Origin of the sequence: Parvibaculum sp., from assembly GCF_046297875.1 — a bacterium.
Taxonomy (GTDB): Bacteria; Pseudomonadota; Alphaproteobacteria; order Parvibaculales; family Parvibaculaceae; genus Parvibaculum.
Window position 1 is genome coordinate 2,530,756 of sequence record NZ_JBKBHD010000001.1, and the last position, 22,136, is coordinate 2,552,891.

The 22,136-nt window shown below is 61.4% G+C and carries 20 protein-coding genes; 10 read left to right on the forward strand and 10 right to left on the reverse strand.

Translation table 11 applies throughout. The features are described from left to right. The first annotated feature begins 6 nt into the window (after positions 1 to 6). Positions 7 to 3,516 (forward strand): transcription-repair coupling factor, encoded by a 3,510-nt coding sequence (gene mfd, locus ACK4FH_RS12565; RefSeq protein WP_409815285.1) that lies wholly within the window; start codon positions 7 to 9, stop codon positions 3,514 to 3,516. Between the two features lie 122 nt (positions 3,517 to 3,638). Next, complete coding sequence (locus ACK4FH_RS12570; protein ID WP_409814194.1) at positions 3,639 to 3,986, forward strand: hypothetical protein; 348 nt, start codon at positions 3,639 to 3,641, stop codon at positions 3,984 to 3,986. 86 nt (positions 3,987 to 4,072) lie between these two features. Here the strand turns inward: ACK4FH_RS12570 and ACK4FH_RS12575 are convergent, their stop codons facing one another. Next, on the reverse strand, positions 4,073 to 4,516 hold the full coding sequence (locus ACK4FH_RS12575; RefSeq protein WP_409814197.1) for a hydrogenase: 444 nt from the start codon (positions 4,514 to 4,516) through the stop codon (positions 4,073 to 4,075). A gap of 25 nt (positions 4,517 to 4,541) precedes the next feature. After that, entirely contained in the window at positions 4,542 to 5,189 is a 648-nt protein-coding gene (locus tag ACK4FH_RS12580; protein WP_409814199.1) for a DsbA family oxidoreductase, read from the reverse strand. A gap of 153 nt (positions 5,190 to 5,342) precedes the next feature. Here ACK4FH_RS12580 and ACK4FH_RS12585 point away from each other — a divergent pair, with 153 nt between their 5' ends. The 4 genes from ACK4FH_RS12585 (at position 5,343) to ACK4FH_RS12600 (ending at position 8,366) form a co-directional block, all read left to right on the forward strand. After that, positions 5,343 to 6,122 (forward strand): SDR family NAD(P)-dependent oxidoreductase, encoded by a 780-nt coding sequence (locus tag ACK4FH_RS12585; protein ID WP_409814201.1) that lies wholly within the window; start codon positions 5,343 to 5,345, stop codon positions 6,120 to 6,122. After that, complete coding sequence (locus tag ACK4FH_RS12590) at positions 6,103 to 6,498, forward strand: hypothetical protein (RefSeq protein ID WP_409814204.1); 396 nt, start codon at positions 6,103 to 6,105, stop codon at positions 6,496 to 6,498. The genes ACK4FH_RS12585 and ACK4FH_RS12590 overlap by 20 nt, the downstream gene beginning before the upstream one ends. Before the next feature lie 111 nt (positions 6,499 to 6,609). Continuing rightward, positions 6,610 to 8,067 carry a sodium/proline symporter PutP gene (gene putP, locus ACK4FH_RS12595; protein WP_409814206.1) on the forward strand — a complete coding sequence of 486 codons (1,458 nt, stop codon included), beginning with the start codon at positions 6,610 to 6,612 and terminating at the stop codon, positions 8,065 to 8,067. A gap of 119 nt (positions 8,068 to 8,186) precedes the next feature. Next, the gene (locus ACK4FH_RS12600; RefSeq protein WP_409814208.1) at positions 8,187 to 8,366 is read left to right on the forward strand and encodes a hypothetical protein; all 180 of its coding nucleotides are present in this window, start codon (positions 8,187 to 8,189) and stop codon (positions 8,364 to 8,366) included. Here ACK4FH_RS12600 and ACK4FH_RS12605 read toward each other — a convergent pair. After that, positions 8,363 to 9,922 carry an acyl-CoA synthetase gene (locus ACK4FH_RS12605; protein ID WP_409814210.1) on the reverse strand — a complete coding sequence of 520 codons (1,560 nt, stop codon included), beginning with the start codon at positions 9,920 to 9,922 and terminating at the stop codon, positions 8,363 to 8,365. The genes ACK4FH_RS12600 and ACK4FH_RS12605 overlap by 4 nt on opposite strands. 164 nt (positions 9,923 to 10,086) lie before the next feature. Here ACK4FH_RS12605 and ACK4FH_RS12610 point away from each other — a divergent pair, with 164 nt between their 5' ends. Then, on the forward strand, positions 10,087 to 11,217 hold the full coding sequence (locus tag ACK4FH_RS12610; RefSeq protein ID WP_409814212.1) for a CaiB/BaiF CoA transferase family protein: 1,131 nt from the start codon (positions 10,087 to 10,089) through the stop codon (positions 11,215 to 11,217). Beyond that, the gene (locus ACK4FH_RS12615; protein WP_409814215.1) at positions 11,214 to 11,972 is read left to right on the forward strand and encodes a histidine phosphatase family protein; all 759 of its coding nucleotides are present in this window, start codon (positions 11,214 to 11,216) and stop codon (positions 11,970 to 11,972) included. The genes ACK4FH_RS12610 and ACK4FH_RS12615 overlap by 4 nt, the downstream gene beginning before the upstream one ends. Here ACK4FH_RS12615 and ACK4FH_RS12620 read toward each other — a convergent pair whose 3' ends face one another. From ACK4FH_RS12620 to ACK4FH_RS12630, 3 genes are all read right to left on the reverse strand, one after another. Then, positions 11,973 to 13,634 carry a class I adenylate-forming enzyme family protein gene (locus tag ACK4FH_RS12620; protein WP_409814217.1) on the reverse strand — a complete coding sequence of 554 codons (1,662 nt, stop codon included), beginning with the start codon at positions 13,632 to 13,634 and terminating at the stop codon, positions 11,973 to 11,975. 45 nt (positions 13,635 to 13,679) lie between these two features. After that, complete coding sequence (locus tag ACK4FH_RS12625; RefSeq protein ID WP_409814219.1) at positions 13,680 to 14,603, reverse strand: NAD(P)H-dependent flavin oxidoreductase; 924 nt, start codon at positions 14,601 to 14,603, stop codon at positions 13,680 to 13,682. 71 nt (positions 14,604 to 14,674) lie between these two features. Further along, a complete protein-coding gene (locus tag ACK4FH_RS12630; RefSeq protein WP_409814221.1) occupies positions 14,675 to 16,471 on the reverse strand; it encodes an extracellular solute-binding protein in 1,797 nt (598 codons plus the stop codon). Between the two features lie 236 nt (positions 16,472 to 16,707). Here ACK4FH_RS12630 and ACK4FH_RS12635 point away from each other — a divergent pair, with 236 nt between their 5' ends. Next, positions 16,708 to 17,265 carry an invasion associated locus B family protein gene (locus tag ACK4FH_RS12635; protein WP_409814224.1) on the forward strand — a complete coding sequence of 186 codons (558 nt, stop codon included), beginning with the start codon at positions 16,708 to 16,710 and terminating at the stop codon, positions 17,263 to 17,265. 6 nt (positions 17,266 to 17,271) lie between these two features. Here the strand turns inward: ACK4FH_RS12635 and ACK4FH_RS12640 are convergent, their stop codons facing one another. Both ACK4FH_RS12640 and hspQ read right to left on the reverse strand, forming a co-directional pair. Continuing rightward, on the reverse strand, positions 17,272 to 17,994 hold the full coding sequence (locus ACK4FH_RS12640; protein ID WP_409814225.1) for an acyltransferase: 723 nt from the start codon (positions 17,992 to 17,994) through the stop codon (positions 17,272 to 17,274). A gap of 42 nt (positions 17,995 to 18,036) precedes the next feature. After that, positions 18,037 to 18,369: a heat shock protein HspQ gene (gene hspQ, locus ACK4FH_RS12645; RefSeq protein ID WP_409814228.1), complete on the reverse strand. Its 333-nt coding sequence runs from the start codon at positions 18,367 to 18,369 to the stop codon at positions 18,037 to 18,039. 155 nt (positions 18,370 to 18,524) lie between these two features. Between hspQ and ACK4FH_RS12650 the strand changes: the two genes are divergently transcribed. After that, positions 18,525 to 19,631, forward strand: a complete 1,107-nt coding sequence (locus tag ACK4FH_RS12650) for an NADH:flavin oxidoreductase (protein ID WP_409814229.1) — start codon at positions 18,525 to 18,527, stop codon at positions 19,629 to 19,631. A gap of 6 nt (positions 19,632 to 19,637) precedes the next feature. On the opposite strand, the gene ACK4FH_RS12655 is transcribed toward ACK4FH_RS12650, so the two are convergent. Both ACK4FH_RS12655 and ACK4FH_RS12660 read right to left on the reverse strand, forming a co-directional pair. Continuing rightward, positions 19,638 to 20,681 carry an HpcH/HpaI aldolase/citrate lyase family protein gene (locus ACK4FH_RS12655; RefSeq protein ID WP_409814232.1) on the reverse strand — a complete coding sequence of 348 codons (1,044 nt, stop codon included), beginning with the start codon at positions 20,679 to 20,681 and terminating at the stop codon, positions 19,638 to 19,640. 71 nt (positions 20,682 to 20,752) lie between these two features. Then, positions 20,753 to 22,045: an MFS transporter gene (locus ACK4FH_RS12660; protein WP_409814235.1), complete on the reverse strand. Its 1,293-nt coding sequence runs from the start codon at positions 22,043 to 22,045 to the stop codon at positions 20,753 to 20,755. Positions 22,046 to 22,136: the final 91 nt, after the last annotated feature.

Here is a 22,136-nt window from a genome sequence, read left to right on the forward strand (position 1 = left end):
CCGGCCATATCCTTGAAAAGCCATTCTGAAGTTGTTTCGGCGCCGGGCCGGCTGACCCTCGGCGAGACCCCGGAGGGGTTCGACGCTCTTGTGCTCGCGGATATGGTGCGCGCAACCAGGGGCAGGAGTACCGTTTCGGTTCATGTGGCGCGAGACGATACGCGCTTGGCTGCAATGGCCGAAGCGCTCGGCTTCTTCGCGCCGGAGATCGAGATCGTCATCTTTCCGGCATGGGATTGCCTGCCATACGATCGCGTCTCGCCCAATGCCGATATCAGCGCGCGGCGCATGGCGGCGCTGTCGCGGCTTGCAGCGCTGAAGGCTGCACCCGTAAGCACCCCAGTGCTGCTGCTGACGACGGTAAACGCCGTGCTGCAGCGTGTACCGCCGCAGGCGGTGGTGAGCCGATCCGCCCTGTCGCTGCGCACGGGCAATCAGGTCGATCTCGATGCTCTGACCGCCTATCTCGCCGCCAATGGCTATAACCGCACAGGGACCGTGCGCGAACCGGGCGAGTTTGCCGTTCGTGGTGGGATCATCGACATCTATCCGTCCGGATTCGAGCTTCCGGTCAGGCTCGACATGTTTGGCGACACACTTGATGCGATCCGCAGCTTCGATGCAGCGACGCAAAGAACCGTTGGACAGCTGAAGGGTCTCGATCTCGTTCCGGCGAGCGAAATCCATCTCGACGCCGATGCCATCCGCCGCTTCCGCGCTGCCTATGTCGCCACGCTTGGCGCGGTGACCGGCGATGACCCTCTTTATGCCGCGGTCAGCGAGGGCCGCAAACATGCGGGCATGGAACATTGGCTGCCACTGTTCCACGAGCGCATGGAAACGATCTTCGACTATGTGCCGGAGGGATTGATCTGCTTCGATGCGCAGATCGATGAAGCAAAGTCGGCGAGGCTCGAACTCATTGCCGATTATTACGACGCACGCGCCGAAGCCAGGCAACAGGGAAGTACGGCGAAGCTTGCCGCCGATGCGCCGAGCTACAAGCCGCTGAAGCCCGATGCGCTCTACCTTGCCGATGACGAGTGGCGCGATCTCTTCGCCGGACGGCGGCTACGAGAGCTGACGCCGTTCAGTGTGCCGGAAGGTGCCGGCATGAATCTGGGCGGCAAGCAGGGCCGGGACTTTGCGCCTGAGCGCGCACAGGACGGCACGAATATCTTTGAAGTTCTGGGCGGCCATATTGCCGGTCTGCGGCGCGCGGGCAAGCGCATTGCCATTGCAAGCTGGAGCGATGGCGCAAGGGACAGACTGCAGCATGTGCTCTCGGATCACGGTATCGGAAATGTGCTCATTGCCGATAACTGGGCCGATGTTAACAGCGTTAGCAAATCGACAGTTTCGCTGATTGTTCTCGGTCTCGAAGCCGGATTCGAAACAGACGATCTCGCGATCATCAGCGAACAGGACATTCTCGGAGACCGCTTGATCCGCCAGCGGAGGAAAAAGCGGGCCGAGAACTTCCTGACGGAAGCATCCAGCCTGTCGCCCAGCGACCTCGTCGTTCATGTCGATCACGGTATCGGCCGCTTCGAACGGCTTCAGACGATTGAAGTCATGGGGGCGCCGCATGATTGCCTGCTGCTCGTCTATCAGGGCGGCGACAAGCTCTATCTGCCGGTCGAAAACATCGAACTCCTGTCGCGCTATGGCGCTGACGACAGCGACGCGGCACTCGATCGACTTGGCGGCGCGGGCTGGCAGGCGCGCAAGGCGCGGCTCAAGGCGCGCATCCGGGAAATGGCGGCCGAGCTTATCCAGATTGCCGCCGCGCGGGAGCTGAAGACTGCGCCGGTCATGGAGCCGGTGCCGGGCGCCTATGACGAATTCTGCGCGCGTTTTCCCTTCACGGAAACGGAAGATCAGGAACAGGCCATCGAAGCCGTTCTCGAAGATCTTGCACGCGGGCGGCCGATGGACCGGCTCATCTGCGGCGATGTCGGCTTCGGCAAGACCGAAGTCGCGCTGCGCACCGCCTTCGTTGCGGCGATGGCCGGCTATCAGGTTGCCGTCGTCGTCCCGACGACGCTCCTCGCGCGCCAGCACTACCGGACCTTCAGCCAACGCTTTCACGGGCTGCCACTCAAGCTCCGGCAGATGTCACGACTTGTGAACGCGAAAGACATGGCAGAAGCGCGCGAGGGCCTTTCGAGCGGGCAAGTCGACATCGTGATCGGCACCCACGCGCTGCTCAGCAAGCAGGTGAAGTTCCACAATCTAGGCCTCGTGATCGTGGACGAGGAGCAGCATTTCGGCGTGGCGCACAAGGAACAGCTGAAGAAGCTGCGCGCGGAGGTTCATGTGCTGACGCTGACGGCGACACCCATTCCGCGGACACTGCAGCTTGCGCTTTCCGGCGTGCGCGAATTGTCGCTGATCGCGACGCCGCCGGTCGACCGCCTGGCGGTGCGCACCTATGTTTCGCCATTCGATCCGGTCGTGTTGCGCGAGGCGCTGCTGCGCGAACATTTCCGCGGAGGGCAGAGTTTCTATGTCGTGCCGCGCATTGCCGATCTCGCCGAAGCGGAGGAGTTCCTGCGGGAATATGTGCCGGAAGTGAAGTTCATCGCCGCGCATGGGCAGATGGCACCGGGCGAAATCGAAGACAAGATGACGGCCTTCTATGACTGCAAATATGATGTGCTCGTCTCGACAACGATTGTCGAATCCGGCCTCGATATTCCGACGGCAAATACGCTCGTCGTCCATCGCGCCGACATGTTCGGCCTGGCGCAGCTCTATCAGCTTCGGGGGCGCGTCGGGCGGTCCAAGGCTCGCGCCTATGCCTATCTGACCGTGCCGCCGCATCGTACGCTGACGCCCGGCGCCGAGAAGCGGCTGCGCGTGCTGCAATCTCTCGACTCGCTTGGCGCAGGCTTCTCGCTCGCGAGCCACGATCTCGATATTCGCGGCGCAGGCAATCTGCTGGGCGACGAACAGTCCGGCCACATCAAGGAAGTCGGCTACGAGCTTTACCAGGAGATGCTCGAGGAAGCCGTTGCCTCGATGCGGGGCGGCCTTGAGGAGGACGGGCAATGGTCGCCACAGATCAATGTCGGCACGCCGGTTCTGATCCCTGAAAACTTCGTGCCGGATCTCGATGCGCGCATGGCGCTCTACCGGCGCCTTTCGAGCGTCGAGACGAGGGCAGAGATCGATGGCTTCGCAGCGGAACTTATCGACCGGTTCGGCAAGCTGCCGGAAGAGGTCGAGTTCCTGCTCAAGATCGTCGAGATCAAAGGGCTCTGCCGCACGGCGAATGTAGAAAAGATCGAGGCCGGACCGAAAGGCGTTGTGCTGTCACTGCGCGAAAACACATTCCCCAATCCGGCGGCACTGGTGGAACTCATCAACGATGAACGTGGCAAAGCGAAGCTCCGGCCCGATCACAAGCTTGTCTTCATGCGGGACTGGGAGACGCCCGCCGAGCGGCTTTCGGGCACCCATCGGCTGATGTCGACACTTGCCAAGCTGGCTGGGCAGGCAAAGCCCACCTGATCCCTTTCCAATGCCTACGGATTTCCGGTTGCCCAATAAAAGTATAGTGGCATAATCCGAACGGGCATTTATTGGGGGTACTCTAGAAAAACTATATTATTGCTGCAGTTGCGGCCTCTTTCGTGCCGGCCGGCTGCGCACCACGCACTCACGAAATCCAGAGCGCCTATGTCAGTCCGAAGGAATATTCGGACTATACGTGCGATGAGCTTGCGCAGGAGCGCAGTTCGATTATCACAAAGGCCAAGGAAATCGGCGATCTGCAGGAAGAAAATGCGGATGCCGACGCTGCATTTGTGGCGGGCTTTCTTTTCGTTTCCATGCCGTTGCTGATCGGCACCGCATTCACGAAAGATCGGGCCGATGAATTTGCCACACTTAAAGGCAAGTACGAAGCAGTTGACCGCGCGCAGTATGAAAAGAAATGCGACGTGGACGACGATGCGCGCCGTCAGGCCTTCTACTCGTAGCCAGAGAAGAAAGAACCGGATTTCGGCGGCCGCAAGAAGTAATCAGGCGGCGGCATACGAGAAATGGAGCACGGGGCTGACGCCTGTCAGCCCTGCTTTTCCATGCGCCACAATCCCCAGATGATCATGGCAACACCGATCACCATCGCAATCGAGATTGAGATCAGCAGAAAGGCGACGACGCCTTCCTGAACCGGCGTGCCCGTAAGTCCCTTTGCGGCGATGGGCATCATAGAGGCGCCAGCGCCCCAGATGCCGCCGAGCAGAACACCCAGCCAATTCGCATATGCGCCATAGACGACCATCCAGAACGCAACAGCAGATGCTTTGGCACCCAAAGCAAGCCGGTGCCAGAAGAGGCCGAGCACGGCAAGGAAGGTGCCGTTCATCAGCCCTTCGAGATGAGCGGACAGGCCCATACGCGGATTTTCGAATGTGCCGGAAACGAAACCGGTCAGCAGTCCGATCATGAACAGGATCATGCCGAGCAGCAGAAGCCGCTGCCCGAGCACGGATGGTTGTGCCGTCATTTGATTTCCCCCTTTTGGCCGCCGCCTAGCCAGCAGCTGCTTGCTCAGCCTCTCGCGCCAGAAGCTTGTTGAACATGCGCACCAACGTTTCCGGCTCCTGCGCGCCGGTGACGACCCATTGCGAATTGATGACGAAGCTCGGAACACCCTGAATACCGATCTCGCGCGCCACAGCGTCTTCCCTGGCAATGAGATCTCTGTCGGCATCCTTGGAAAGCAGGTCACGTACAATGTCTGTGTCCATGCCGGCTTCCCCGGCCGCATCGACAAGCACGTCATGCGAGCCGATATCCTCGCCTTGCTCGAAATAGCGGCGGAACAGGATGCCGACCATTTCGTTCTGGCAGCCCGCGGTGCCTGCCCAGCGGATCAGGCGATGACTGTCCATTGTATTCGGCGATTTCCCGATCAGGTCGAAACGGAAGTCGATACCGACTGCGTTGCCGAATTCGCGGATTGTGTTGCCCACTTCCTTTGCGCGCTCGGCGCCGAACTTCTTTTCCATGTAGGTCTTGCGGTCGACGCCGCCGGCCGGGATCGTGGCGTCGAGCTGGAAGGGACGCCAGACAAGCGTGATGCCTTCGCCGCCATGCATTTCCAGCGCCTGATCGAGCCGCTTCTTGCCGATGTAGCACCAAGGGCAAACCGTATCGGATACGACGTCGAGCTTCATTCTGGCCTCCCTCCGGCTTCAGCGTTTTCCTGATTATGCGAAGAGCGGCCGGATGAGAGCAAGCCGGTTGCGGCCTTGACCGGGGCAACATGACATCTAGGATGCCGCAAACAGAAAACGGCAATCAAAACAAGCAGATGCAGGGCAAAGAGCATGGGCGACGCGACGGAAATCAGGCTGCCGGAATATGATCTCTCGGGCAAGGTGGCGCTTGTCACGGGGGCTACAAGCGGACTCGGACGCCGATTTGCACTCGTTCTCGCCAAGGCCGGGGCAAAGGTCGCGATCACCGGGCGGCGCGTCGAACGGCTCTCGGACCTCAAATCGGAGATCGAAGCCATCGGCGGAACGGCAGCGGCGATTACGCTCGATGTGACGGATACGCAGAGCATCGCCGATTGCGTGGCCGAGACGGAAGCGAAGCTCGGACCGCTCGACATTCTCATCAACAATGCCGGCATGAATGTTCAGGCGCTGCCTGCCGATGTCACGCCTGGAGGTTTCGACACAATGTTCGACACGAATGTGCGCGGCGCCTTCTTCATGGCGCAGGCGGCGGGCCGCTCCATGATGGCGCGCGGGCAAGGCGGACGTATCGTCAACATTGCCTCGATCGGCGCGCATACTGTGCTGCCGGGTCTCACCATCTATTGCATGACGAAAGCGGCGGTCGCGATGATGACCCGGTCGCTCGGCAAGGAATGGGCCCGCCACCAGATCAATGTGAATGCGATGTGCCCCGGCTTCATCGAGACGGAACTCAATTCCGAGTGGTTCCAGTCGGAGGGCGGCCAGAAGCAGATCAAGACCTGGCCGCGCCGCCGCCTCGGGCTCGAGGAAGACCTCGACGGCACCTTGCTGCTGCTCGTTTCGGATCACGGTCGCTTCATCACAGGTTCGCTCTTCACTGTGGATGACGGTCAATCGCTCTAGGGTTTCTGCGGCATTCAAGCCCTGTCGGCTTTTGTTAACCATCCAAGATCATAATTTTCCCGAATCCTTCCGCAATGCGGCTCGAGGAGCTTCCCGTGGGAAAATTGATCGGCGGTTTCATATTCGGATTTCTGGCGTGCGTCTCGACCCGACGGAGGCTGTCGTCGTCTTCGGAGGCAAGCTGGCCGCGGCCCATGAACATCTGGAAGCGGAATATCGGGTCGACCCTCGCCATGGGCACAAGGGCCAGTACAGCAACTACAATCGCAGCCTCGAAGGCGCAGTTGCACCGGAACGCCATTCGGTGGCGAGCGAACTTGCACATCCCCCGGTATATTGGCTAACTCGGCAGATGGGCGGGCCACCGATGATGTAGGCCCGCAAGGGGGGCCATGATCGGTGGACTGACTATCGCTACCTGGTTTCTGCTTGCGCTGCCTGCGCTTGCGGTCATCATTTCAATTGCCGGATGGGCGAGGGCCGCGCGATGAGCGGCACAATCGCCATTACCATCACCGTCTATCTCGTGGCGATGTTCGCGCTCGGCGTCGCCGCCTATCGCTATACGGTCAATCTCAAGGACTACATTCTCGGTGGGCGCAGGCTCAATGGCGGCGTGGCGGCGCTCTCGGCCGGTGCGTCCGACATGAGCGGCTGGCTGATGCTGGGACTGCCCGGCGCCATATATGCTTCGGGTTTCAATCAGATCTGGATTGCCGTCGGTCTCGTCGCGGGCGCCTATCTGAACTGGCAATATGTCGCGCGGCGGCTGCGCCGCTATACGGAAATCGCGGGCGATGCGCTGACGCTGCCCGACTATTTCGAGAACCGGTTTTCGGATAGCAGCCGGATGCTGCGCGTTGCGAGCGCCTTCGTCATCCTGATCTTCTTCACGATCTACACATCGGCGGGGCTCGTCTCCGGCGCCATTCTGTTCGAGCAGGTGTTCGGGCTCGATTATCATGTGGCGCTCATCATCGGCACAGTGAGCATCCTGTCCTATACGGCGATAGGCGGGTTTCTCGGCGTCTGCTGGACCGACACGGTGCAGGGCATCATGATGTTTCTTGCGCTGCTTATCGTTCCGGCGGTTGCAATCTCGGGGATGGGTGGATGGGGCGCTTCCGTTGATGCGGCGTCTGCCGCGGCGGGGGCTGGATATTTCGACGCTTTCCACGACACCACGGTCATCGGTGCGATTTCGCTCATGGCCTGGGGGCTTGGCTATTTCGGCCAGCCGCATATCCTGGCGCGCTTCATGGCGATCAAGGATGAGCGAGACATGCCGCAGGCGCAGGCCATAGGCATGACATGGATGGTGCTGGCGCTTTATGGTGCCATCGCCACAGGCTTTGCGGGCGTTGGAAATTTCGCTGCTGCGCCACTTGCCAATCCGGAAACGGTGTTTCTCGCCTTGTCGCAGGCCCTTTTCCCGCCTCTCATTGCCGGCATATTGCTGGCCGCTGTGCTGGCCGCAATCATGAGCACGGTATCGTCGCAGCTTCTCGTCTCATCGAGCGCCATTGCCGAGGATTTCTGGAAGCGGCTTTTCCGCAAGCAAGCGGGAGAACAAGAGCTGCTCATTGCCGGCCGCGTTTCAGTGCTTGCGATCTCCGTGATTGCGATGGCACTGGCGCTTGACCGCGAGAGCACAGTGCTTGCGCTTGTCGCCTATGCCTGGGCGGGCTTCGGCGCGGCTTTCGGACCTGTCGTGTTGTTCTCATTGTTCTGGGGGCGGATGACCCGCAATGGTGCGCTGGCGGGGATGGTCTCAGGCGCTATCACGGTGATCGTGTGGAAGCAGCTTTCGGGCGGCATTTTCGATGTCTATGAAATCCTGCCGGGCTTCCTCTTTGCCAGCTTCGCGATCATTTCGGTCAGCCTTGCGGACGCGAGACCTGCGCGGGCCATTCTGGAAATGCACGGAGCGGTGCGCGGGGACTGAACACCAATGCGTATCAGAATGGCACAAGCCATTGATTCTACTTGTATTTTCATGTTCGCAGCCACAGGCTTTGCAGAACGATTCGTTGTGGCAGCGGGGGCGGGCTTGCCGAAGGCGCCATGTCCAATTTCATCGTCGGCATTGTGGCCGGTTTCTTTCTCTGCGTCTGGGCGCTCGATGCGAGCCCGGTGACGGCGACCGTTGCGCTGATCGACCGGGTGAGGCAGGTCGAGGTGAGCTTTGCCGCGGAGGAGGCGAAGAACACGCCGCGGGACGAGGCGCGGGCAGAAGCGAACTAGCTCTTCTGCAGCGCCCGGCGCATGACCTTTCCATTGGCGGTGCGCGGCAAGGTTTCAACGAAAATGACTTCGCGTGGGCATTTGTAGGCCGCAAGGCGCTGATGCGCCCAGGCTAGGATAGAGGCTGCATCCGGTTCCGATGCTTCCTTCGGAACAACGAAGGCAGCAACAATGCTGACGCCCTCACGTACATGCATTTCCGTGACGGCGGCTTCCTGAATATCGGGATGGCCTGAGAGCGCCGCTTCCACTTCCTGCGGCGAGACGCGATAACCCATTGCGTTCATCACATCGTCGGCGCGGCCCTCGTACCACATATAACCATCTTCATCGAAACGGGCGAGATCGCCGCCGATGAACCATTCGCCGCGATAGACTTCCGCTTCTTCCTCCGGCCGCCGCCAATAGCCGAGCATCAGGCCGGGGTCGGAGCGGTGGACGGCAAGCAGTCCCGTTTCACCGGGCGGCAGCGGCTCTGTGCCGCCATCGAGCGGCAGGGCCGCGATGCAGCGGCCGGGCTGCGGCCTGCCCGGGCTGCCGACGCGGATTTCCATGCCCGGTGCGGTCGAGACATAGGTCGAGCATTCGCTCATGCCCAAAGCCTCATAGAGTTCCTTGCCGGTTGCTTCCCGCCAATGATCGAGCAAAGCGGGTGAGAGCGCTTCCCCTGCCGTGAGGCCGTGGCGAAGCCTCGTCAGATCGAACTGCGTCAAATCGCAATATTTCAGGATCTGGCGATAAAGCGTCGGCACGGCGGCGAACATGGAGGCGCCGGTTTTCGCCATCAGCTTCGGCCAGACCTGCACATCCTTGTCGCCATTGTAGAGGACGGTCGTCGCGCCATTCGCCCACGGGTCGGTGAGGCCGACGCCGAGCGTATAGGTCCAGTTGAAGGCACCGGCATGGAGGATCGTGTCCGCCGGTTCGATGCCATACCAGCCGCGATACATGGGACGGCGGCCCCAGGCGCTTCGCTGTGCATGGAGGACGCCTTTCGGCCGGCCGCTCGTGCCGGAGGTGTAGACGAGAAAGGCGGGATCGTTTGTCCCGGTATCGGCATAGGCCGCGAGCGGCTCATGCAGCTTCAGGCGCTCAACGGTCTCGGGGTGCAAGATTTTCACGCCGGGCGGGGCGCTGACTTCCATTCCCGGCGCGACGGCGATCGCCGCCGCTGCGGAGTCGGTGAGCAGGAAATCGGCTTCCGCGGCTGTCAGCTGCGAGGAGGAGGGAAGCGGCACGATGCCTGCCGCCAGCGCCCCGAAAAAAACCAGCGCATAATCCGATGTATTCGGCATACGGATCATCAGCCGTTCGCCGGGCCTGAAACCTTCGGCGAGGAGGCCGGCAGCGACGCTGCGCACCGCGAGATCGAGTTCGCCATAGGTCCATCGCTCCGCCTTGTCGAGTGGCGCATCGGCATCGGAGACGACGATCAGCGCCGTCTTGAGCGGCGTGCGCTCCGCCGAAGCGGCAAGGCAATAGCGCGCCATGTTGAAGCGGTCGGGGCAGGGCTCGCCGGTGAAGCCGCGGGCGATGGAGGGAGCAAGTAAGGCCATGCAGGGTTTTTAGGGCCCGGCTGCAGGCTTCGCAAGCGCGACGCTGCGTCAGATCGCGGCGGAATTTCGAGGCGTTTACGCGGCTTTCGCCAGCCTGTACAAATCAGCCCAATCAATGGAAATGGCGGCCGGTGAAAGGCCGTGGAACCAAGGGAGTGAGACGGATGGGCAGCGGACCCCTGAGCGGCATCAAGGTCATCGAATTCGCAGGCATCGGGCCAGGCCCGTTCTGCGCCATGCTGCTGTCAGATATGGGCGCCGACATCATCCGCATCGACCGCAAGGGCGCGAAGGGCGGTTCCAAATATGACATCGGTTCGCGCGGCCGCCGCTCCGTGGCGCTCGACCTGAAGAAGCCCGAGTCGGTCGAAGCCTGTCTCAAGCTGATCGAGAAGGCGGATATCCTGCAGGAAGGCTTCCGCCCCGGTGTGATGGAACGTCTCGGCCTTGGGCCCGATGTCTGCCTGAGGCGCAATCCGAAACTCGTTTATGGCCGCATGACCGGCTGGGGCCAGACCGGCCCGCTGGCGATGGCCGCCGGTCACGACATCAACTACATCTCGCTCACCGGCGCGCTGCATGCGATCGGCCGTCCTGGCGAGAAGCCGGTGCCGCCGCTCAACCTCGTTGGCGATTTCGGTGGCGGCGCGCTCTATCTCGCCATGGGCATGCTGGCGGCGCTCGTGGAAGCACAGCGCAGCGGCAAGGGTCAGGTGGTCGATGCCGCGATGACGGACGGCGCGACCTCGCTCATGGCGATGTTCTACGGCTTTACTGCATCCGGCATGTGGCAGGAGCCGCATGGCACGAACATGCTCGATGGCGGTGCACATTTCTACGACACCTATGAGACGAAGGACGGCAAGTGGATCTCCATCGGCTCCATCGAGCCGCAGTTCTATGCCATCCTGCGCGAGAAGGCGGGGCTCACCGACAGCCTGTGGGATGCGCAGATGGACCGCGCCCAGTGGCCTGCGATGAAGAAAAAGATCGAAGAGGTCTTCAAGACCAAAACGCGCGACGAGTGGTGCGCGATCATGGAAGGCACCGACATCTGCTTCGCGCCGGTTCTCTCGGTCAAGGAAGCGATTAACCATCCGCATAACAAGGCACGTGAGACCATCGTCGAGATCGACGGTGTGGCACAGCCCAATATCGCGCCGCGCTTCTCGCGCACCGAATCGAAGATCCAGGGCCCGGCGCCAACGATCGGCGAGCACACGGAAAGCGCGCTGAAGGATTGGGGCTTCTCCGACGGCGATGTCGCGGGCCTGAAGAAGGCGGATGCGATTTGAGCGCACTTCCCGGCACGACGGGCAGGCGGCGCATCTATCTGATGCGGCACGGCCATGTCGACTATTTCGGGCCCGAGATCATGGCGGCTGGCGGAGACACGAAAGTGGTGCCGCTGACGCCGCTCGGGCAGGAGCAGGCGAAGGCGGCCGGTATTGCGCTGTCACATGTGACGTTCGACCGCGCGGTCTGTTCCGGCGTCCCGCGTACGCGGCAGACGGCCGAATTCGTGCTTGCCGGGCAGGAGGGCAAGGCGCCCTTCCTCGAAGAAAAGCCGGAGCTTGTCGAAATTCATGGCGGCAGCTTCGGCCGGATCTCGAGCCGGGCCGAGCTTGCCGCCAAAATGGCCTTTCATTTCGACATGGCCGGTGAACCCGGCGCGACCATGCTCGACGGCGGCGAAGTGTTCGAGGATGCGCTGCGCCGTGCCGTGCGCTCGCTCGAGCGGCTGCTCGCCGAACCCGGCTGGCACACGATGCTCATCACCGCGCATGAAGGAATCAACCGGCTGCTGCTTGGCTGGGCGGCGACGGGGTGTTCGCTCGCCCGTGCGCTTTCTGCCGTGCGCGCCTTCGAGCAGGATCCGGCCTGCATCAATGTGATCGATTTCGACATGGTGCCCGCCGCCGATGGCAGCCTCGGCACGGAAATCCAGCGCGCGATCATCAAGTCCGTCAATGTGACGCCGTATAACTACGTCAAGCACGGCATGAACATGACGAGCCTCGAGGCGATCTTTTCGAAAGACCCGCGCTGACTACTCCCCGATCATCGATCTCAGCTCGCGCCTGAGCACCTTGCCGAGCGGGTTGCGCGGCAGGGCGGGGGCAAGTTCGAGACGCTCCGGCAGCTTGTAGGCGGCGATGTCGGCTTTCGCGAGGTGGTTGCGGATATCGTCGAGCGTCAGCGTTTCTCCATCGGCGGGAACGGCAACGGCGCAGATGCGTTCGCCCATGACAGGGTCCGCATAGCCGACGACGGCGGCTTCCTTGATCTTGGGCAGGCCTGCAAGCAGGCCATCGATCTCGCCGGGAGAGATGTTCATGCCGCCACGGATGATGATGTCCTTCGCGCGCTCCACAAAACGGTAGTAGCGGTTGCCGGGTCCGGCGATTTCAAAGACGTCGCCGGTGCGGAAGAATCCATCCTTGTCGATAGCATCGGCGGGGCCGCCGCCGTCGCCAGCACGGAAATAGCCTGCGAATAGCGTTGCACCCTTGATGAGAAGTTCGCCGGGTTTGCCGGGTTTTGTAATTTCCTCGCCCGTTTGAAGGTCGATCAGTTTTGTCTCGACAGCACCGGCGATTTTCGCAGGCCACTGGAGACCTTTCACACCAAAGCGCGGGAAGAACTGCGCCCGTTCCTCAGGGTCCGGCACGTCGCCTGCGCCGGAAATGAGGCAGGTGCCTTCGTTCGAGCCGAAGATGTTGACGATGGGGAGTCCATATTGCTCCTGCCAGGTCTTCACCATCCAGGGCGAGAGCGGCGCAGAGCCGGAGCCGATGCTGCGCACATGAGAGAAGTCGAGGCTTGCCATCAGCTTCTCTTCCTTGAGCAGCATGGTCAGCACGGCGGGCGGCGCGACCGTATAGGCGATCTTCTCGCCGACGAGCTGGCGGAGGAAGACCGGCAGGTCGAAGGGATGGTGCTGCACCAGCGTGCCGCCTGTCAGCAGCCAGGGCATGAAGCAGCCGCCGATCGCTGCCATGTTGACGAGCGGGAAGGGATTGAGCACCGCGTCTCCCGGCTGCAATTGCGCGGCGTCGGCGCAGGCCACGCCCGCGATCATCCAGTGATTATGGCTGCGGGGCACGCCCTTGGGCCGCGCCTCGGTGCCGGAGGTCCAGCAGATCGTGGCGGCCTCGTTTGCATCCGCCTGTGGCAGCGCATCGAGGCGCTTCGTATCCGCAGCGGGCCATGCGGTTTCACCGGAAATGAAGACATGGGAAAGGGCGGGGCACTTCGCCTTCAGTTCGGCGAACATGGCGCCATGGTCATGGCCGCGGATCGAGCGCGCGGTAACGGCAGCTTTCGCGCCAACGAAATTCAGCACATCGCCCAGCTCATGCGCGCGCCACTGTACGGGGAAGGGCGTGACGATGAGGCCGATGCGCCAGGCTGCGAAATAGACGGCGACGAGGTCCGCCGTATTGGGCAATTGAACGGCGACGACATCGCCCTTTTTCAATCCGGCATCGAGAAAGCCGGTGGCGATGGAGTCGGCGAGATCCTGAAGCTCGCGATAGGTAAGGCGCTTCGGCGCCGTCCCGTCGATTTCCTCGCGGTTCGGCGGGTCGGCGACGGCGAGGCGGTCGGGCGTTGCCGCCGCATTGGCGCGGAAGCGGGCGCTCGTGGTTTCCGTGCCCCACCAGCCAGCCGCCGTGTGAGCTGCAATTTCCGCTTTCGATGCAAGTATCATGATCGCTCCTCCCAAAGCTTCATGCCGGAACATTCGTTCCCGTTTTTATTTCTTCCGTGCTTCCTCGTACTCAGCCTTCAGCCGCGCGACGAGACTTGCGGCCGGCTCCGTTCTGTCGATCAGGCCCACGCCATGTCCTGCCGACCAGACATGTGCCCAACGCTTCGCGCCGGATTGCGGGTCGGTGAAGTCCACGTCCGGATTCTTTTCCATCGCATCCAGGTCATATCCGGCGCGCGCAATGCTCGGCTTGAGCCAGTTCGCGGCGACGCCGGTAATGGCGCGGGTGAGAATGAGATCATCCACCGTGGAGTTAACCAGCATGTCGCGATATTCGGGCGCGGCAAGGCTTTCCTCGCAGGCAATAAATCGCGTGCCCATATAGGCGAGGTCCGCATCCAGCACCTCGGCTGCCCTGATGCCTGCGCCATTGGTGATGCCGCCGCCGAGGATCACCGGCCCGTCGAAAAATTCACGCACCGCTGGCACGAAGGAAAAGCCAGTCATGTTGCCGGTGTGTCCGCCCGCGCCGGCCGCGACGAGGACAAGCCCATCCACGCCCGCTTGCACAGCCTTGCGCGCGAACGGCACCGAGTTCACATCTGCAAAGACGAGCCCGCCATATTCGTGCACGCGATCCACGATGGCGCGAGGGCTGCCCAGCGCCGTGATGACCAGCGGCGCCTTGTAGCGCATGACGAGATCGAGATCCTCGTCAAGCCGCGAATTGGACCGGTGGACCACGATATTCGCGGCCCAGGGTGCGTCCTTATCCGTCAGGCCGGTCGTGATCCGATCGAGCCATTGATCGAGATCGGCGACCGTGCGCGCATTCGGCGTCGGGAAGCTGCCGATGACGCCATTGCGGCAAGCCGCAAGAACGAGCTCAGGCCCGGAAATCAGGAACATCGGCGCGGCGACAAGCGGCAGGGACAGGCGCGCGCGCCATTGTCCGACCCGGTCTCTCATTTATATCCTCCCTCGAAATCTTTTCCCGAAGGATAGCAACAAGATGGGGGCCGATGCGAGCCTTCGACGGGCTATTTCTCCTCTATCCACCAGGTGCTGCTGCGATACCCGTACAGGGATGTCGTTTCCGGCACCTTCACCTTGTCCCAGAGGGCGAGCCATTGCTCGGGCTGGTGGAACAGCGGGATCATATAGGCGCCGGACATGAGAACCCGGTCCATCGCGCGCACCGCTGCGGTGAAGTCTTCTCTGGTTTTGGCCGCCAGCATGGCTTCGATCATTGCGTCGATCGTCGGCTCCTTCACTCCCATATAGTTGCGTGTGCCGGGTACATCCGCGGCGGCGGAGCCCCAATAGAAACTCTGTTCATTGCCCGGGGAGAGCGACGAAAACCAGCTATTGAAGATCATGTCGAAGTCGTAGTTGCTGCGGCGCTCCTGATATTGACTCGGATCAACATTGCGCACGGCAATTGCGATTCCCAAGCGGCTCGCCATGCGCGTATAGGTGAGGGCGAGCCTTTCCTCGGACGGTGTTGCTACAAGTATCTCGAAGCGAAGGGGCCGGCCTGTGGCTACATGCGTCATTACGCCGTTGCGAATCTCGTATCCGGCGGTGGCCAAAAGGGAGACAGCGTATGCGCGATTGGCCCTGTCTTGCCCCCCGGGATCACCCTTTGGCGCGCGCCACCCATTTTCCATGACGGGAAGCGAGACAGCACCCGGATAGGGCGCGAGAAGTTTCCGTTCGCGCTCATCGGCCGGTCTCCCGCTTGAACCAAGCTCGGAGTTGTCAAAGAAACTCTTTGTACGAACATATGATCCGAAATAGAGGTTCCGGTTGATCCAGTCGAAATTGAACAGATGGATCAGGGCCTCTCTCACATGCTGGTTTGCGAAGACGGGGCGGCGCGTGTTGAATACGAGGCCATACATCCCCGATGGCAGGCCGGTCTCGAATGTGACCTTCCTTACCCTTCCATCGCGCAAGGCCGGAAATTCGTATCCCGTGGTCCAGCGCACCGGGTCGTCTTCGGGACGCGCATGGTAGATGCCGGTCTTGAAGGCTTCGAAGGAGGCATTGGTGTCGCGGAAATATTCGTAGGTGATGACATCGATATTGTAGTGGCCGGCATTGACCGGCAGGTCCCGTCCCCAATAGCCGGGATTGCGGCGATAGACGATGCGTTTGCCCGGCACAGCACGGTCCACGACATAGGGGCCGCTGCCGAGCGGCGTATCGAAGTTTGCGGCGCCGAAGTCTCGTTCGCCGTAGATGTGCTTCGGAATAATCGGCATCAAGCCGAGAATGAGAGGAATTTCCCGGTCGCCATCCGGCGTAAAGTGAAATCGCACGCCGTGTTTGCCGAACGGTTCGATGCGCTCGACCTTGGAATAATAGGTCTTGTAATTGGGGCGTCCCTTGTCGCGCAGCGTTTCCAGAGAGAAGATCACATCGTCGACCGTTACCGGCGCGCCATCCGAGAAGCGCGCATCCGGATTCAAGGTGAAGGCGACCCAGCTTCGGTCGGCAGGGACTTCCACCGTTTCGGCGAGCAATCCGTATAGCGTGAAGGGCTCATCGAAACCGCGAGCGAGCAGGCTTTCGAAGACATGTTCCCGCAAGCCCAATGCGGATGTGCCCCGGACGATGAATGAATTGAGACTGTCGAACGACCCGATCGCGCCATAGGTGATGGTGCCGCCTTTTGGCGCGTCGGGGTTTGCGTAGGCAAAGTGGGTAAATCCGGAAGGATAAAGAGGCTCCCCATGCATGGCTATGGCATGGCGCGGGCCGGAACCGCTCTCCGCGCCAGACGCGCCCAAGACCGGGAGCAGAAAGGCGAAAATCACAGCTAGCCGGAACACTCGGAGCCCTCTCACTATTGTTTCCTTCCCGGAGCCCGGCTCCAGCCAGATTGGTGATAGATGTGTCCAAGGGTTAAGCATTTCCGCAGATTTTTCAAAGATTCCCGATGCCTTCTTTATGCCGAAATGCGAGGCTAGAGAGGTTTCAACAAGCCCGCGCGGCGCTCGCCGCGGGGCTGAGTTGCTGTAGAATGGGCAGAATCCCGTTTGCCGCCGAATTCGAGAGGATCTCGATCATGTCACTTCGCCGAGCGCTTTCCGGCGTTTCGCTTGCCGCCGCCATTGCAATCACCGCCTATGCGCCTGCCCAGGCACAAGGCGCTGCCAGCGACGGAGCAAAAGTTCAGAATTTCGGCACCTGGAGTTCACGCTGCGAATCGAACGAAGCGGGCAGCGAACAGTGCCATGCCTTTGTGGCCGTCGGCGTCAACGATGAGAGCGGCCAGCAGCAGCGCGTTCTCTATATCGGTATCGGTTACGGCAAACGCGATGCCGACAATGACGGGAAGAACGACCTCTTCATGTTCGCGATCACACCGCTCGGGACACTTCTTCCTGCCGGCATCGCATGGGAAATCGACGGGAAGAACGGTTTCAACCAGCAGTTCCTCTATTGCTTACCGGGCGGTTGCCAGACGGAAATTCTCCTCACGGAAGATCGCGTCAAGGCGATCAAGGCCGGGTCGCAGATGGAAGTCGCCTTCAGGCTCGTTACGCGCGGCGAATTGAAAGTGCCGGTGAAGCTTGATGGCGTGAGCAAGGCAATCGACTCCTTGCCGAAGCCGAAGTCCTGAGGCCATTCAATCCATTCTCGTCGGTGAGAACACGCTTCTGAGCCAGCTCAGAAAGGTGTTCTCCCGCAGGATGTAGCGCATCAGATTGTCCATGTCGCGTTCGAGCCTTTCCGGATCGGCAAAAAGGGTCTCGCGCTTCCTGAAGTCACGTGTCGTATCGAGCTGCCGGACCACGCGTGCCGGATTACCGGCGGCGATGCAGTTCGGCGGAATGTCCGAGACGACAACCGAGCCCGCGCCGACGATGCTGTTCTCACCGATTGTCACGCCCTTGCCGACGATCACGCGCACCCCCAGCCAGACATTTTCCCCGATCTGAATCGGACGGTGCTTTTCAAGCTCGGCCGTCCTGTCATAGGTGTCGTGCCAGTCGGAATCCGAGATGTAGCAACCGCTCGCGATCATCGTGTTGCTGCCAATGACAATGCGCTCCGATGCAACGATGTGTGTACCCGGACTTATGAGCACGTGATCGCCGATCTCGATACGCCCCTCGCGTTCGCCGCTACGCCAGGTCGCGAGGCGTACCATGTTCCCCTTCGAAGCATGGAGATGCAGGTTCGCGCCGGCGGAAATGCCGCCACCCCATATCTCGACATTCCGCGGACTGGTGATATCGGGATGTGCGCCGAGCGCATCGAAAGCAGGCGCCACGAACCGTCTCACATAAAAGCGGTTCCAGCCGTCCTGCATCCGGCGGATGAAATAGGGTCGCTTGTCCCGCCGCATGGCGCCTGGCCTCTCGTCATTGCGCAAATCCGGCGCACGGTCTCAGTGGGCGGATCCGGTCCGCAGGGCATAGAAGCCGTTTTTCAGCGGGCCGAAAAGCTCGGCCACCTGTGGATGGCGGACCGGCTCTCCGGATTCGTCCGGCAGCAGATTCTGCTCCGAGACATAGGCGACATATTCCGTTTCGGCGTTTTCGGCCAGCAGATGGTAGTAGGGCTGGTCCTTGCGCGGGCGGACTTCCTCCGGGATCGACAGCCACCATTCCTCTGTATTGTTGAAGGTGGGGTCGACATCGAAGATTACGCCCCGGAAGGGGAAGAACCGGTGGCGGACAACCTGCCCGATCCTGAATTTCGCTGCCCTGTTGACTTCCATATCGCCTTTCCGCCTTTCTCCGCGAAACTCACTCTAACAGGCTGAAACAGCTACTGAAATCCATTCCGTGCGAAGGGGCTTCGTTTCGGGATTGCCATTCGCGCCCGGACATCCAATATGGCGGCCATCGAAATTTTTCAACCGACAGGAGAGACATGATGAGCAGGCCGGTAGCGCCCTTGTTCGAGCCATTTACTTTCAACGGCCTGACCCTTCCAAATCGCATCGTGATGGCGCCCATGACCCGCTCGAAGTCACCGGGCGGTGTGCCGGGCGCCGACGTGGCCGCCTATTACCGGCGCCGGGCCGAGGCCGAGTGCGGCCTCATCATCACTGAAGGCACGACGGTCAATACGCCGGTTGCCACGGCCGATCCGAACTATCCGCAGTTCTGGGGCGAGGATGCGCTCAAGGGCTGGAAGCGCGTTGTCGAGGAGGTTCATGGCGCGGGCGGCAAGATCATGCCTCAGATCTGGCATGTCGGCATGGTGCGCAATCCCGAGAAATCAACCAATTCGCATCTGCCGAGCCACGGGCCATCGGGTCTCGCTGTGCCCGGCAAGAAGCGCGCCGAGCCTATGACGCGCCAGGAGATCAAGGACACGATCGAAGCCTTCGGGCAGGCGGCCGCCGATGCGCGCGAAATCGGTTTCGACGGCGTTGAGGTCCATGGTGCGCATGGCTACCTCATTGACCAGTTCTTCTGGGCCGGCACCAATGAACGTGACGACGAATATGGCGGCGATCTCGTCGGCCGCACGCGTTTTGCCGTCGAAATCATTGAGTCGATCCGGCGTCATGCCGGCAAGGACTATCCGCTCATCCTGCGTTTCTCGCAGTGGAAGCAGCAGGACTACACGGTGAAACTCGCGCAGACGCCGGAAGAGCTTGGCGCGTTTCTCAAACCACTGTCGGATGCGGGCGTCGATGTGTTCCATTGCTCGCAGCGCCGCTTCTGGGAGCCGGAGTTCGAAGGCTCCGACCTCAATCTTGCGGGCTGGACGAAAAAGCTCACCGGCAAGCCGAGCATCACAGTCGGCAGCGTCAGCCTTTCGGGCGAATTCATCGCCTCATTCGCGGGCGAAAGCTCCGAGGCGACGGGCATCGACGAGCTTCTGGAGCGGCTTGAGAAGGGCGAGTTCGATCTCGTCGGCGTCGGCCGCGCGCTGCTGGTCGATCCGGCCTGGGCCCGCAAAGTCCATACCGGCGCTTTCGATCAGCTCATGCCGTTCCGTGCAGAGGCGCTTGCCTCGCTCTCCTGAACAAAGTCAGAAACCGTAGGCTCTGGCGAGGTCGGGATCCTTCTCGGCAACCTTCCTCGCCAGATCCACAATCACCTTTGCCTGTTTCCAGGTGGCGTCGTCCTGCATCTTGCCGTCGATCATGGCGACGCCGGTGCCGTCCGGCATGGCATCGAGAATCTTCTTCGCGAAGATCACTTCGTCGGGCGCGGGGCTGAAGACGCGCTTTGCAATCGCGATCTGGTTCGGATGCAGCGACCATGCGCCGACGCAGCCCATCAGAAATGCATTGCGGAACTGCTGCTCGCAGGCATCGAGATCCTGAATATCGCCGAAGGGGCCATAGAAGGGGCGGATGTCGTTTGCGACGCAGGCATCCACCATCTTGGCGAAAGTGTAGTGCCAGAGGTCCTGCTGCGCGGCGATACGCGGGCTGCCATCTTCCTTCGGATCTTCCAGCACACGATAGAACGGATGGCCGCCGCCGACGCGCGTCGTCTTCATCTTGCGCGATGCCGCAAGGTCGGCGGGCCCAAGGCTCATGCCATGCATGCGCGGTGAGGCGCTGGCGATTTCCTCGACATTCTTCACGCCTTGCGCCGTTTCCAGAATGGCATGGATGAGGAGCGGTTTTTTCAGCCCGTGTTTCGCCTCGAGCTGGGCGAGAAGCTGATCGAGATAATGAATGTCCCAGGCGCCTTCGACCTTTGGCAGCATGATGACGTCGAGCTTGTCGCCGATCTCGGCCACGAGCTCCATCACGTCGTCGAGCATCCAGGGGCTGTTGAGCGGATTGATACGCACCCAGAAACCGGTGGAACCGAAATTGTGGCTCTCGCCGACTTTGATCACGCCGCGCCGTGCGGCGTCTTTCGCATCGGCGGGAATTGCGTCTTCGAGATTGCCGAGCAGCACATCGACCTGCGGGATGACGTCGCCGATCTTGGCGCGGACTTTTTCGTTGTGACCCGGAAAGAAATGGATCATGCGCTCCAGCGCCACGGGCAGTTCCCGGTAGGGCGCGGGCGCACCGATTGCGAGCGGCTTGTAGAAATTCGTCGGCAGTTTCATGGCAATCCAATCGGGCAGGGGTGGAACGGGCGCAGTCTAGCGGCGCGACACAACCAAATCCATGAGCGATTTCAGTCCTTTCCCGGCCGTTCCTTTGCATCGATCAAGGCCCGGACGGGACCTGCCGCATAAAGGCTTGCGAAGCCGAGTGCCGAAGAGATGGTGAGTGCAAGGAAGGCGATTTCATACCCCCCCGCCGTGACATAGAGGAACCCGAGCAAAGCGGGGCCGGCGGCATTGGCGCATGTCGTGATCATCTGCGAGACGGAGAGGATGCGGGCATAAGCCTTGAGACCGAAGGCTTCGGCAACAATCAGCGGCTGCATCATCTGCATGTTGCCGACCGTCGAGCCAAAGACCGCCGAGGCGACGAAAAGCGCGATCGGGCCCTGCACGAAGGCGAAGAGCACGAAGGACAGCGCCTGCAGCATATATATCGCATAGAGATAGGTCTTGGAGGCGACATGGGAGAGCACCACGCCGCCGACGAGCCTCCCGGCAATACTTGCTGCCGCCATGATGGCAACGGCGAGCGCCGCCATCTGATCGTCGCCCGTTCGGGTCGACACAAGGCGGAACTGGTGCGCCAGCGAGCCCACCTGCGCCATCATCGAAAAGACGAAGGCCGCGGTGCAAAGGATGAAGAAGCGGCTGCGCACTGCTTCCTCGAATGTGACACCATCCGGAGGCAGAAGGCTCCCGTCGGCGCTTCGGCGCGGGGGATCGCCGTCCGGCGACAGGCCTATGGCCTCCGGGCTTGCACGGAGAACGATCAGGGCGACCGGAATGACGCCGATGACGAGCACGAGCCCCAGCCAGTAGGCCGCATCCATCAATCCATAGCGTTCGATCAGCCCCGCCGATAGCGGCGTGAAAACGATGCCGCCGAGTGACAGGCCAGTAGACGCATAGGCAATTGCCTTGGAGCGCTGGCGCGTGAACCAGCGGGCAACAATCGTCATGCCGGGGATAACGGCGACTGCCGCGTTGCCGATGCCGAACAGTATGTAGAAGGCATAGAGCTGCCACATCGCCGTGACGTGACCTGCGCTGGCGAGGACGGCGCCTGACAGAAGCGCGCCGAACGTGACGACCCAGCGCGGATCGTAGCGATCGAGAAGCCAGCCGACTGCGAGCCCCGCAATACCGGACGAGACAAAGAACAGCGCGGTTGCATTCGATGCGGCCGAGACCGTGAATCCGCCTTCGGCCACGAATGCTTTCAGGAAGATCGACAGGTTGTAGAAAATCAGGCCGCAGGAGACCGTATGGATGACAAAGACGGCGGCAACGACGTACCAGCCGTAGAAGAACCGCCCGCGCGGCGAAGCGGGCGGCGTTTCTGGCGCCGTGCCAGCATCCATTTCAGGGCTCCGATAGACGGAAGGGTGAATAGCGAGTTCTGACCTAAATAGCCGTTCCGGTCAGCACGCCCAAGCGGAATCTTGGGGGCGT